The 13,354-nt window shown below is 70.7% G+C and carries 10 protein-coding genes; 4 read left to right on the forward strand and 6 right to left on the reverse strand.

The genetic code is table 11. From position 1 onward, the window contains the following. Positions 1–2,042: hypothetical protein (locus tag RWM17_RS07045; protein ID WP_314102288.1), on the reverse strand; the 2,042-nt coding region annotated here is incomplete at its 3' end. A gap of 163 nt (positions 2,043–2,205) precedes the next feature. On the opposite strand from RWM17_RS07045, the gene RWM17_RS07050 reads away from it, so the two are divergent. Continuing rightward, on the forward strand, positions 2,206–4,398 hold the full coding sequence (locus RWM17_RS07050) for an AAA family ATPase (protein WP_314102289.1): 2,193 nt from the start codon (positions 2,206–2,208) through the stop codon (positions 4,396–4,398). A gap of 191 nt (positions 4,399–4,589) precedes the next feature. After that, on the forward strand, positions 4,590–5,723 hold the full coding sequence (locus RWM17_RS07055; RefSeq protein ID WP_314102290.1) for a glycosyltransferase: 1,134 nt from the start codon (positions 4,590–4,592) through the stop codon (positions 5,721–5,723). Between the two features lie 121 nt (positions 5,724–5,844). On the opposite strand, the gene RWM17_RS07060 is transcribed toward RWM17_RS07055, so the two are convergent. From RWM17_RS07060 to RWM17_RS07080, 5 genes are read right to left on the reverse strand one after another with little or no spacing between them, the layout of a single operon-like run. Beyond that, positions 5,845–7,338: a hypothetical protein gene (locus RWM17_RS07060; RefSeq protein WP_314102291.1), complete on the reverse strand. Its 1,494-nt coding sequence runs from the start codon at positions 7,336–7,338 to the stop codon at positions 5,845–5,847. After that, on the reverse strand, positions 7,335–8,636 hold the full coding sequence (locus RWM17_RS07065; RefSeq protein ID WP_314102292.1) for a glycosyltransferase family 4 protein: 1,302 nt from the start codon (positions 8,634–8,636) through the stop codon (positions 7,335–7,337). The genes RWM17_RS07060 and RWM17_RS07065 overlap by 4 nt, the downstream gene beginning before the upstream one ends. Then, complete coding sequence (locus RWM17_RS07070) at positions 8,633–9,256, reverse strand: NeuD/PglB/VioB family sugar acetyltransferase (RefSeq protein ID WP_314102293.1); 624 nt, start codon at positions 9,254–9,256, stop codon at positions 8,633–8,635. Before RWM17_RS07070 ends, RWM17_RS07065 begins: the two co-directional genes overlap by 4 nt. After that, positions 9,253–9,939, reverse strand: coding sequence for a sugar transferase (locus RWM17_RS07075; RefSeq protein ID WP_314102294.1), 687 nt, complete (start codon positions 9,937–9,939; stop codon positions 9,253–9,255). Before RWM17_RS07075 ends, RWM17_RS07070 begins: the two co-directional genes overlap by 4 nt. Before the next feature lie 10 nt (positions 9,940–9,949). Further along, a complete protein-coding gene (locus RWM17_RS07080; protein WP_314102295.1) occupies positions 9,950–11,095 on the reverse strand; it encodes a DegT/DnrJ/EryC1/StrS family aminotransferase in 1,146 nt (381 codons plus the stop codon). 312 nt (positions 11,096–11,407) lie between these two features. Here RWM17_RS07080 and RWM17_RS07085 point away from each other — a divergent pair, with 312 nt between their 5' ends. After that, the gene (locus RWM17_RS07085) at positions 11,408–12,736 is read left to right on the forward strand and encodes a nucleotide sugar dehydrogenase (RefSeq protein ID WP_314102296.1); all 1,329 of its coding nucleotides are present in this window, start codon (positions 11,408–11,410) and stop codon (positions 12,734–12,736) included. Continuing rightward, positions 12,733–13,354: oligosaccharide flippase family protein (locus RWM17_RS07090; RefSeq protein WP_314102297.1), on the forward strand; the 622-nt coding region annotated here is incomplete at its 3' end. The genes RWM17_RS07085 and RWM17_RS07090, both read left to right, overlap by 4 nt.

The raw sequence follows: 13,354 nt of genomic DNA on the forward strand, positions 1-13,354 counted from the left end.
GTGGCCTTGCCGGTGAAGGTGAACGCGGTGCCGGGGGTGTAGCCGTCGGCCGGGTTCGCCGGGTTGGTGACGGTCACGACCGGTGCGGGGGTGGCGTTGGGCTTGAAGTTGTAGACGGTCGCCTTGTGCTCGTTCGCGGTTCCCTTGTCCTGGACGAACTCGAGCATCCAGTTCGAGGTGCCCATGTTGGCTCGGGTCCACGACCAGGTGCCGTCGGCCGCCACGGGCACGTTCTGGGCCACGACCGTGCCGTACACGTTCTGCACGGTGATCGTCTTGCCCGGGGTGGCCTTGCCGGTGAAGGTGAACGCGGTGCCGGGGGTGTAGCCGTCGGCCGGGTCAGCCGGGTTCGTCACGGTGACCACGGGCCCCTGTGTCACGGGGACGGTGGTCTCGGCGCGGGGGCTGTCGGACGTGTGGCCCGCTGTCGGGGTGAACGTGGTGACCACCTCGGCGTCGGGGGCCAGGTCGGCGGTCGCTCGGACATCGTAGGTGGTGGTGTGGACGTGCTGGAAGGCGTCGGTGACCGCCGGCTGGTCGGCGTCGCGGGTGACCGTGTAGACGACCGTCCGGGTGCCGTCGGGGGCGGTGGCACCGAAGTCGCACGTGGCGGTGTAGCCGGTGTAGACGTCGGAGCAGGTGTTGCCGCGGATCTCGAGGCCCTTGGGCAGGGTCGTGGTCCAGGACATGGACTCCCCGGGCGTGATGTCGATGCCGTCCGGGCCGCGGGAGGGGCGCGAGGTGAAGCTCACGGTGCCGTCGTCGCCGGGGCTGAAGTGTGTGCCCGTCATCGGCTTGGCCTCGAGCGCGTAGGTGCCGAGGACGGTGCTCTTCGCCTCCGGGACGTTCGCGTTCAGTGGCACCGTGATGCTGTTCAGCCCTGTGCCGCTGGTGACGGAGCCGCCGATCTTCTCGCCGGCCTCCGCGGTGGTGGATGCGAGGAGGCTGAGGGTGCGGGCCCCGGTCCAGGTGCTGGACGGTGCCGTGGCGGTGGTGCCGTCGGCGGAGATGGTCCACTTCTCGGTGCCGCCGGCGATGCCGGTGAGGGTGGTGTCGGTGGGCGCGGTGACGGTCATCGGACCCGTGTGGGTGCCGTCGAAGGCGACGGTGGAGGTGCCGATCGTCCCTGGCCGCATGGTGGGCTTCGAGACGGCCCAGCCGCCACGGACCACCTTGGCTGTCAGCGTGGTCGTGATGTCGGCGGAGCCGGACTTGACCATCGTCATGGTGCCGCCGGGGAGGGTCGATCCCCAGGAGATGCTGGAGTCGGGGCGGACGGCGGAGTCCACCTTGAGCGTGATCTGGTGGTCCGCCTGCCAGTAGTCGCCGTCGACGCCGCACGTGGCTTTCTTGCCGCCGTCGGTGATCTTGCACCCCTTGGGGGTCAGGCCGACGATCGTCGTGTGCGCAGGAGCGACGAAGACGAGCTTGCCGTACATGCGCCGGGGGAACGAGATCGTCGCCTGGACGGTCTCGCCGGGCCTCGCCTCGGGCACGGAGATCGCGGGCGCGGGCGCGGGCGCAGTCAGGTCGACGAGCTTGACGCTCGTGTGCGTGGAGGTGAGGAAGAGCAGGGCCTCTCCTTCGTTTCCCGGGAGATCCCCCCAGTGGCTGAGCGTCTGACGCCCGTACATGATCTCGCCGGTCGGGGTGACGCTCACCGGGTAGACCCTCTTGTCATCACGGTGGGCCTCGAAGAAGTGCGTGTCCGATTCGTTGCCCAGCCTGACGCCTGAGCCGATGTAGCGGTCTCCGCTCTGGATCTTGCCGGCTGTGCCCCGTTCGGGGAACGTCGCGGTCACCGCGGCTGCCTCAGCGGCAGCCTGCGTGGAGAACCGCTCGAAACCAGAGGCGGTCAGTGCGTAGTACTCGCCGCCTCCTGTCATCACGAGCTTCTGCGTGAAGCTCGCGGGGGCGACGGCACCCTCAGCTGCGGTCTCGGTCGGGGAAGCGGACGGCGCTGCCGTGGCGGGCAGGACGCCGCCGGCGAGCAAGGTGACGGCGACGCAAGTCGTCGCCGCCATCTTCTGGAATGAGTTCACGGGGTTTCTCTCTCTCGGGGGAACGTTCGGAGTCGACATCGCTGGTCGGTGTCACAAGCTATGTAAATATTACATCTTGAACGGCAGTCTCACAAATTGGTGGCGAAAGGTGCTCGCGCGGCATAAACTTGATGTCCGCAGACTCAAGTCTTGGGAGACAGTCATGGCCAACATGCAGGGCGCACCCGCCTCTGACGAGAAGCAGAAGAGCGCGCTCGAGAAGTACGGCGTCGACCTCACGGCGATCGCCCGGAGCGGCAAGCTCGACCCCGTGATCGGGCGCGACGCCGAGATCCGTCGCATCAGCCAGGTGCTGACCCGGCGCACCAAGAACAACCCCGTACTGATCGGCGAGCCGGGCGTCGGCAAGACCGCCGTCGTCGAGGGCCTCGCCCAGCGCATCGTCGCGGGCGACGTCGCCGACTCCCTCAAGGACAAGCGACTGATCAGCCTCGACCTCGCGGCGCTCGTCGCCGGCGCCAAGTACCGCGGCGAGTTCGAGGAGCGCCTCAAGGACGTCCTCAAGGAGATCACCCGGAGCGACGGCCAGGTCATCACCTTCATCGACGAGCTGCACACCCTCATGGGCGCAGGCGGCGGTGAGGGCTCGGTCGCCGCCTCCAACATGCTCAAGCCGATGCTCGCCCGCGGCGAGCTGCGGCTGATCGGCGCCACGACGCTCGACGAGTACCGCCAGTACATCGAGAAGGACGCCGCCCTCGAGCGCCGGTTCCAGCAGGTCTACGTGGGGGAGCCGACCGTGGAGGACACGGTCGCGATCCTCCGCGGCCTCAAGGAGAGGTACGAGGCGCACCACGGCGTCACGATCACCGACGGCGCCCTCGTGGCTGCCGCCTCCTTGTCGAACCGGTACATCCCGAGCCGCCAGCTGCCCGACAAGGCGATCGACCTCGTGGACGAGGCGGGCTCCCGCCTCAAGATGGAGATCGACTCGTCGCCGGTCGAGCTCGACCAGCTCTACCGCGGCCTCGTCCGCCTGCAGATCGAAGAGCTCGCGCTCAAGAAGGAGAAGGACGACGCCTCGCTGGCGCGGCTCGCGACCCTGCGCGAGACCATCGCCGAGCAGCAGGCCGCGTTCGACGACCTGGACGCCCGCTGGCAGGCCGAGAAGGCGGCGCTGCAGGGGGTCGGCACGCTGCGCAGCGACCTGAACGAGGCCCGCATCGACGCGGACCGCGCCCTCCGCGAGGGGCGCTACGAGGACGCGGCGCGCATCAGCTACGAGCGAATCCCGGACATCGAGAAACGGCTCGCCGACGCCGAGTCGTTCGAGCAGAGTGACGAGCGCCTCGTCAGCGACAGCGTCACCGACTCGGACATCGCCGAGGTCGTGGCGGCCTGGACGGGCATCCCGGTGGGGCGCCTCCTCAGCGGCGAGACCGAGAAGCTGCTGCACCTCGAGAGCGAGCTCGGTCGGCGGCTCATCGGACAGCGTCGCGCCGTGAAGGCGGTGAGCGAGGCGGTGCGCCGCACGCGCGCGGGCATCAGCGACCCCGATCGGCCGACAGGGTCGTTCCTGTTCCTCGGGCCGACCGGCGTCGGCAAGACGGAGCTCGCGAAGGCCCTCGCGGACTTCCTGTTCGACGACGAGAAGGCCCTCGTCCGCATCGACATGAGCGAGTACGGCGAGAAGCACAGCGTCTCTCGCCTGGTCGGCGCGCCTCCCGGGTACGTCGGCTACGAGGCCGGTGGGCAGCTCACGGAGGCGGTGCGCCGGCGTCCCTACAGCGTCGTGCTGATGGACGAGGTCGAGAAGGCCCATCCCGAGGTCTTCGACCTGCTGCTGCAGGTGCTCGACGACGGCCGGCTCACCGACGGGCAGGGGCGCACGGTCGACTTCCGCAACACGATCCTGGTGCTCACCTCGAACCTCGGCAGCCAGGTGATCACGGAGCCGGGGCTGTCCGACGAGCAGAAGGAGGAGGCGGTCCAGGCCATGGTCCGCCAGGCCTTCAAGCCGGAGTTCGTCAACCGCCTCGACGACATCGTCGTCTTCTCGACGTTGACCGCCGACGACCTCGGCCAGATCGTGTCGCTCTACGTCGACCGCCTCGGCCGTCGGCTGGCCGACCGGCGGCTGTCGCTCGCGGTCACGCCCGACGCACGAGCCTGGCTGGCAGATCGCGGCTACGACCCGATCTACGGCGCACGTCCGCTGCGCCGCCTGATGCAACGGCAGATCGACGACCAGCTCGCGATGGCGCTGCTCGGCGGAGTCGTCGTGGACGGCGACACCGTCCGGGTGGACGTCGCCGCCGACGGTCAGGGGCTGACGGTGCAGCCGTCCGACCTGGACGATCTGACGCCGGACGTGCTGCACGGCCTCGGTTCGTGAGGCTGGGCGCCGCGGGTGGCGTCGACGCTGCCGAAGGGGCGCTCACGCGCGCCTTGACGGATGGCGAGAGGGATATATAGAATATACGGATCGGAGATGTGCCTCGCATCTGCCGCTCCGCACGGGGAAGCTCGACGCCTGGTCGACGGAGATCGCGTCCGTCCCCGGCACCCCGAGTGAACGGAACCGCCATGACACGTCCGGCCTTCGACATCGTCCACGTCTCGAGCGTGCATCCGTGGACGGACAACCGCGTGCACCTGCGCGAGGCGGCGGGTGCCGCCGGTGCCGGCTACCGCGTCCGGCTCATCGCGACCGAGAGCGACGTGACGACGGAGCCGACGGCGGTCGACGTCGTCACGATCCCCTGCCGGCGGCGGGCCGCCCGCATGGTCCTCAGCAGCGTCCAGGTCGTCGGGCTCGCCGTCGCGTCTCGGGCTCGCGTCGTCCACCTGCACGACCCGGAGCTGGCCTGGGCCGTCCCGGTGATGAAGCTGCTCGGGCGCGACGTGGTGTTCGACGCGCACGAGGACCTGGTCGATCAGGTCACCACGAAGCCGTACCTCCATCCCCTCGCGGTCCCCGTCGTCCGTCGGGTCGCTCGCCTCGTCGTCGCTCTCGAGGCGACCGCGACGCGTGTGGTCGCCGCTACCGAGACGATCGCCTCGAGCTACCCGGCCGACCGCACGGTCGTCGTGCGCAACTTCCCGCGCCTGCGCGTCGCCGAGCACGCGGCGCGACCGCTCGGTGATCGCAGTCCGTCCGTGGTGTACGTGGGCGCGCTCAACGCCGACCGTGGAGCTGCCGTGATCTCGGCCCTCACACGGTCGCCGGAGTTCCCCGCCGGGTGGCGCCTCGACCTCGCCGGCCACGTCTCGTCACCCGAACGTCGAGACCTGACGATGCGTCCGCGGTCGGACGGCCTGCCCCTCGTGTTCCACGGCAGGCTGGCGCCGGAGGCGACTCGGGACCTGCTGCTGGACGCACGGATCGGGGTCGTCGCCTTCCGGGACACCGATGCGCACCTCAACTCGTTGCCGACCAAGCTCTTCGAGTACATGGCGGCGGGTCTGGCCGTCGTCGTCAGCGACTTCCCGTTGTGGCGCCACCTCCTCGGCGGCCACGACTGCGCCACGTTCGTCGACAGCGCGGACGCCGGCGCCGTCGCGGCTGCGGTCGCCCGCTACGCCGCCGACCCCGAGTTGCTGGACCGTCACGGTCGCAACGGCCGTCGAGCCGCTCGCGAGCACTTCAGCTGGGACGGCGAAGAAGAGACCTTGGTCGAGCTCTACCGCGGGCTGATCGGACCGGCCCGCACCCGGTGAGCGGAGCCTGGCGGCGTCGTCCGGACGGCGTCCCGGCGCGTGTCAGGCAGCACGAAGCGGCGGACCTCCACGGTGGTGGAGGTCCGCCGCTTCGTCGACCCGCGGGTGCTCTGACTGCTGCTCAGGTGCGCCGGCGCTCGGGGCCGTGGGCCGGCGGGTGCCATCCCGTCCGCGGGGCGACGGCGAGCACGATCGTTCCGATGGCCAGGCCGTGGGACAGCATCGCCGTCAGCAGCGACGTGTTCGACAACGTGATGCTCGGCATGATCATCACCATGGCCGCGACGGCCAGGGGCAGGCCTCGGGAGGTGCGGTCGACGAACCTCAGGAAGGCGAGGAGCAGGGCGCCTGCGCCGACCACCCCGGCAGCTCCGAAGTTCGCGAAGCCGTCGGCGAACAGGTTGGCGTTCGCGGCCAGTGCGCCGCCGGGCTGCAGGAACTGGCCGACCTCGAGCGGGATCGAGCGCTCGTACGGGTAGTCGAACCACCAGCGCAGCACGGAGTGCCCGAGCATCGCGGGCGGGTTCTGCTCGAAGAAGTCGACGTAGACGCTCGTGAGCATGCCCGGGGTGATGAGGAAGCGGCGCGCGAAGAGCGACGTCCACAGGAATCCGTCCTGCGCCTCGTCCACGGTCGCGGCGACGGCCATGAGCACCACGGGGCCGATGAGGAATGGCCAGGACGACACGACTCGTCGTCCTGGCCGGCGGCGGGTGGCCAGGGCGATCAGCAGCACGGCCGGGAACGAGAACAGGATGGTCTTGAAGCCGGTTCCCGAGTAGAGGACGAACTGGCTGGCGACGCCCAGGGCGACGAACGCCCAGTTCCGTCGCGTGAGCCCGCGGGCCATGACCAGGGTGTTGATCACGTTCGCCTGGCCGCTGAGGAAGTACCCGAGCAGTCCGTTGTCGCCCTGCACGGCGTCCTTGTAGACGGCGCGCACGTCGTAGACGTCGTCGAGCGCGACGAACCTCAGCGTGATGCCCGTGGTCGCGGCCATGAGACCGTACGTCGCCAGGCTGTGGAGCGCGACGACGGCCCACATGACGCTCTCGGGCGAGAGCCGCCGGCGTGCCCGGTCGGCCGGGGACGACGCGCCGGGAGGCAGCGTCGGCGGGGCGCTCGTCGGGGCGGTCCGCCCGTCGAGCAGTCGCGTGCCCGTCGTCGCGATCGAGAAAGACGCCCCGATGAGGAGGCTCGCGGCGACGGCCGCACCGGCCTCGACGTATCCCGTGTAGGCGACCATCAGCATGGCCGGCGCCACGCAGACCACGAACAGCACGCACAGCACGACATGGGACACCTTCGTGAGCCGGGTCGGAAGGGTGACCGCGACGACGCACGCCGAGATGACGGTGACGACGGTCGCCTGCGTGCTCGCCGGCACGTAGGTGAAGCCTGCGTAGGCGAACTGCTCGGTGACGAGGTGCGCGTACACCCAGTGCAGGGTCGACGCGTAGACGCTGGTGCACAGCACTGCGAGGAGTGCCCGGCCGAGCATCGCGAGCAGCTCGGGACTTCCTGCAGCGAGACGAGGCGGCGACGGGTGCCCGAGCCCGGAGGCGGGACCCGGCAGGACGCGGTCGGCGGTGACGGTCTCGGCGGCGACGTTCACGACTGCAGCTCGGATGTCTCGACGCGACCCAGCTCGCTCGTCCGCCCGAGACGGGCGGCATCGAGACCCTCGGCCAGGCGCTCAGCGAGCACCGCGTACCGGTAGTGACGGAGCACGTGGGCCCGCCCGCGTCCCCCCATCTCGGCCAGCCGCGCGGCGGGCGTCGCCGCCATCGTCAGCATGGCCGCGGCGAGCCCCTCGACGTCGCTGCCGGCGACCTTGATCCCGGCGCCCGCGTCGGTGACCACGTCGTCGTCGACGCTCGTCCCGACGACGATCGGCTTGCCGAGCATGAGGTACTCGAAGAACTTGTTGAGCGACGTGCCGTGCCGGTAGAGGTCGATCGGGTGCAGGTTCACGACCAGGCAGTCGGCCGCGCGTCCGATCTCACGGGCACGGCTCTGCGGGACGTGCCCGTCGAACACGACGCGATCAGCGTGCCGACCGCCTGCTGCCCTTCGTTGCAGCTCGGCCCGCGCGGGGCCGGTGCCGACCATGCGCAGCACGAGGCGCTCGCCCCCGGGACGACCTGCGGCGGTCTCGAACGCCTCGAGGACGGGATCGAGGGCGTTGGCCTGGCCCATCGACCCGAGGTAGGCGATCTCGAAACGGTCGTCGTCACGGCGCGCGCCGTCGCTCGTGCCCGTGTCCACGACGTCGTGAGCCGGCGCAGGGGTGACGCCGTTCGAGACCCAGAGGAAAGGCCGCGGCAAGCCGCGCTCCGCGTAGTACCGCCCCGCGCCGCGCAGCGGCGACACGACGAGACCGGCCATCGAGACCGTGCGCCGTTCGATGTGCCTCAGGAGGCGCGCCACGACGGACTCGGCCGCGATCGCCCCGTACTGGATCAAGCTCTCAGGCCACAGATCGCGAGGCTCGTAGATGAACGGGACCCCGAGGCGCCGTGCGACGACACCTGCCGCCCAGGCAGCCAGAGGGTGCACGGAGCTGCCGACGACGACGTCGGGCCGAGGCAGCCGCCGGGTCGAGCCGGGCGGGAGGAGCAGCACGGTGAAGGAGAGGATGTCGAGCACCCGGAGTGCCCCGTTCCCGTCGTAGCCGACTCCTCGCAGCCAGAGGAACTCGTGGTGCGGCCCCGACCAGCGCTCGCGCAGGCGGAACCGCCGGAAGGTCTGCCGGCCCGAGGGGTGATCTGTCGACGCGGCGACGACGACGGAGTGCCAGCCATGCTGCGCCAAGTGGCTGGCGAGCTGGTCGTGGCGCCCGCTGCGCCCGTCGCGCTGAGCGTTCGTGGCGTAGTGGTTGACGATCCAGACCGTCTTCTGCGGTGTGCTCATCGTGCCGGGACCCCCTTGACGGTCGTGGCCCGGTCGACGTCGCCGACGACGCAGGCCGCCGCGCCGACGGTGCTCTCGGGGCCGAGCGTGAGACGCGGCAGCACGGTGGCGCCGGCGCCGACGAGGCTCGTGTGTCCGAGCGACACGTTGCCCGAGACGACAGCCCCTGGGTTGACGGAGGTCCAGTCGTCGATCACGGTGTCGTGACCGACGGCGGCGTTCGCCCCGACGTGCGCGTGGCGGCCGGTGTTCACGTTCGTGGACAACCGGGCGCCGGCGCAGACGACCGTTCCGGGCCCGAGCCGGCAGTCGGAGCCGACCGTCGCGTCCGGGTGGACGATCGTGAGCGGCGTCGCCCCCAGGGCGGTGACCTGGGCGTCGAGACGCCGACGCGCCTCCGGGGCTCCGATGCCGATCACGTACGCCTGGCCGGGGTTCGCGGTGAACCAGTCCGACGGGCTGCCCAAGAAGGGGATCCCTCGCCGGGCGAGCCGGTCGAGATCGAGGGAGCTGGCGCCGTCAGCGACGACGCCGACGGCCCGGTGGCCGGACGCGAGGGCGACGTCGAGGGCCTCGCGCCCCATGCCGCCTGCGCCGACGACCACGAGCGACGGCGTCACGAGAGGGCCCCGGCCGGAGGGGCGCCGGTGAACTTGCTCCGCGTCGCTTCGCCCGGCTCGGTGATCCCGGTGCGGCGGACGACGCAGACGACCGTCTGCAGCAGGATCCGCAGATCGAGCACGAGGCTCCGGTGGTCGACGTAGTGCACGTCGAGTCGGAAGCGCTCCGGCCACGTCAGTGCATTGCGACCGCTGACCTGCGCCAGGCCCGTGAGGCCGGGGCGGACGTCGTGGCGGCGGGCCTGCTCGGCAGAGTAGAGGGGCAGGTACTCGACGAGGAGGGGCCGGGGCCCTACCAGCGTCATGTCGCCACGCAGCACCGTGAGGAGGCTCGGGAGCTCGTCGAGGCTCGTCGACCTCAGCCACCGCGCGAAGGGCGTCAGTCGCTGCGCGTCCGTCACCACGCCCGCATCGGGATCGACGTCGCACATGCTCCGGAACTTGACCAGCGTGAACGGCACGCCGTGCAGGCCAGGGCGCTGCTGCCGGAAGAGCACCGGCCGCCCGAGGCGCACCGCCACGGCCACGGCCACGATGCCGATGACGGGCGCGAGGAGGACCAGCGCGGTGGCGGACACGACGACGTCGACGAGGCGAGCGACGATCTCGTACGTGCGCCGCTGTCGATCAGCGGTGGGCCGAGCAGGGACGCGAGCGGGGGACGTGGTGCCGGTCGCCGGCAAGGGTGCGGTGTCACCAGTTCGAGACAAGGGAGTTCTCCAGTCGGGCGGCCAGGGTGCCGCAGACGCGGTCCAGGTCGGCATCGGTGAGGGTGGAGCCGCTCGGCAGGGCGAGCCCGGTCTCGAAGAGGCGGTCGGAGACCCCCGTGACGAAGGAGCGGCAGGAGGCATAGGCCGGTTGACGGTGCATGGGCTTCCACAGGGCTCGAGACTCGATGTCGGCGAGCTCGAGAACGGCGCCGAGCTCGGCGGCCGAGCAGCCGGTGCGTGCCTCGTCGACGGTGATGCAGGTCAGCCAGCAGTTGTCGGAGCTGTCGTCGCCGCCGTCGAGGACCTCGATGCCGTCCACGCCGGCGAAGAACTGCCGGTAGCGACCTCGGACCTCGCGTCGGCGTGCGTTCATCGTGTCGAGGCGCGTGAGCTGTGCCCGTCCGAGTGCGGCAGCGACGTTGCTCAACTTGTAGTTGAAGCCGACCTCGTGGTGCTCGTAGTGGGCGACGGGTTGACGAGCCTGGTTGGACAGGCGCCGCGCCGTCTCGGCGATCTCGGCGTCGTCCGTGACGAGCATGCCGCCCCCTGACGTCGTCATGACCTTGTTGCCGTTGAACGAGAAGGCGGACGCCGCCCCGAGCGAGCCGACGGGTCGTCCGTCGCTCGAGGCGCCGAGAGCCTCGGCGCTGTCGATCACGAGGGGGGCGCCCACCCGGTCGGCGACGGACCTGAGGGTCGCGTGGTCTGCCGCCTTGCCGTAGATGTCGACGGGCAGGACTGCGCCGACGCGCTCGCCGGAACGGACGAGGTCGTCGACGGCTTCGGACAACAGGACGGGACACAGGTTGCCCGTCAGGGGATCGACGTCGACGAGGACTGGCCGTGCCCCCGCGTGGAGGACGGCGTTGACGGTCGCCGCGAACGTGAAGGTCGACGTCGGGACGACGTCTCCGGGGCGGACTCCGACGGCGAGCAGCGCCAGGTGGAGGGCCGCAGTGCCCGAGGCGAGGGCGACACCGTGCGCGACGCCGACACGGTCGGCGACCTCGCGTTCGAACGCGTCGACCTCGGGTCCGAGGGGAGCGACCCAGCCGGAGCGCAGGGCTCGGAGCACGGCGGTCTCCTCGAGGAGTCCCACGTCGGGGACGGACAAGTTGATGCGGCTCATTGGCGGGTCTCCACGGGGACGGGCGGGTGGGGTGCTCGCGACGACGCCGACGGACGTCGGCGGGCAGACGAGACGATGTCTGGTGCAGATGATGTGAAATGTTACACCTGTATTTGAGAAAGGGGAAGCCCTGTGGATGGTCTCGGGAGGGTCGACGGTCTGACGTGGATCTCCACTGGTATTCCAGCATGCAGTGTCGTATTCTAATTTCACATTCGTGAAAGGTCTTGAAAGGACATGATGAACCCGGAGCCACACTTCATGACCGAGGCCTCCGCCGACGTCGACTCGTCGACGACCAGGCAGGAACCCATGAGGATCACCGTCATCGGCCTAGGCAAGATCGGCCTCCCCCTAGCGGTGCAGTTCGCCTCCTCCGGCCACGAGGTCACCGGGGTCGACCTGTCACGCCGCGTCGTCGACCTCGTCAACGACGGCGTCGAGCCGTTCCCCGGAGAGCACGATCTCGCACGCCGTCTCGGCGAGCTGGTCCCGACCGGCGCCCTCCGGGCGACGACCGACTACACGGACGCAGTGCCGGGGGCCGATGTCGTGGTCGTCGTCGTGCCGCTGTTCGTCGACGACGAGGCTCGGCCCGACTTCGGCTGGATGGACGCGGCGACCGACTCGCTGGCCGCCTCGCTGACGCGGGGAACGCTCGTCGCCTACGAGACGACTCTGCCCGTCGGCACGACCCGTGGGCGGTGGGCGCCTCGGCTCGAAGCCGGCAGCGGCCTGACGCAGGGCGTCGACTTCGACGTGGTGTTCTCTCCGGAACGGGTGCTCACAGGACGGGTGTTCAGCGATCTCCGGCGTTACCCCAAGTTGGTCGGCGGCCTCTCCGAACACGGCACCCGCCGAGCTGTCGCTTTCTACGAGAGCGCGCTCCAGTTCGACGAACGACCCGACCTCGCCCGGCCGAACGGCGTCTGGGACCTCGGCTCGGCCGAGGCCGCCGAGATGGCGAAGCTGGCGGAGACCACCTACCGAGACGTGAACATCGGTCTGGCCAACGAGTTCGCGCGCTACGCCGAGACCGTCGGCGTCGACGTCGGCGCCGTCATCGACGCCTGCAACTCGCAGCCGTACAGCCACATCCACCAGCCCGGCATCGCCGTGGGCGGGCACTGCATCCCGGTCTATCCCCGCCTGTACCTGTGGAACGACCCGCAGGCGGACATCGTCCGCGCGGCACGCGACCGGAACGCCGCCATGCCGAGGCACTCCGTCGAGCTGCTTCGCCGAGTGCACGGCGACCTGGAGGGCGAGACCGTCGCCGTGCTCGGAGCGGCCTACCGTGGCGGCGTCAAGGAGACGGCGTTCTCGGGAGTCTCCGAGACGGTGCGGGCGTTGACCGACGCCGGTGCGCGCGTCGTCGTGCACGACCCCCTGTACGACGACGCCGAGCTCGAGGGGCTCGGGTTCGTCGCCCATCGACGAGGCGAGCCTGCCACTGCGGTCGTGGTGCAGGCGGACCATGCCGAGTACCGAGGGTGGAGCGACTCAGACGTGCCGGGCGTGCGTTCGGTCCTGGACGGGCGGCGGTGCGTCGACCCGGCGGCCTGGCCGTCCTGTGTCGTCGCGTCCATCGGTGACGGGACCGTGTCGGCCCTGGCGGAGGGGCAGGCGCCGAGACCGTGAACGCCACGCTCGCGAGCTCGGCCGCACGGCGGGCGGCAGCAGCCCTGCGTCGTCACGCCGGTCGGCCCGCCGCGCGGGTCGTCGCCGGGAGCATCGTCGGCCAGGGGCTCGTCGTGGCGGCCTCGCCGGCGATCACGCGTCTCTACGGTCCGGCCGACCTGGGGGCCCTCGCGGTGGTGACCGCCCTGTCCAGCGTCGTGGGCGCCGTCGCTCCCCTCGGGTGGGACCGCGCGATCGTCGTGCCGAGAGGGGAGACAGCAGCACGCCTCCTGGTGGCCAGTGCTCTCGTCTCCGTCCTCGTCCTCTCCACGGTCGCGACCGTCGTCGCCTTCCTGTGCCGCGAGCAGCTCGCCGACCTCACCGGCACGCAGGTGCTCGCCGACGCGTGGTGGGTGTGCCCTGTCACCGTCGCGCTCGTGGCGACGCAACGAGTCGTCACCGCATGGGCCGCGCGGCGGCGCGACTATCGAGGTCTGGCCAGGCGCAACGTCCTCCAGGGCGTCGGCCAGGTCGTCTGCAACCTCTCCCTCGCCCCGCTCGGGGGCTCGCTGGGCCTCGTGCTCGGGGTCGCCGCCGGGCGCCTCGCCGCGCTCGGCGGCGCCGCGGCCGGGCGGGGGC

The organism is uncultured Frigoribacterium sp. (genome assembly GCF_963515265.1).
Lineage (GTDB): Bacteria > Actinomycetota > Actinomycetes > Actinomycetales > Microbacteriaceae > Frigoribacterium.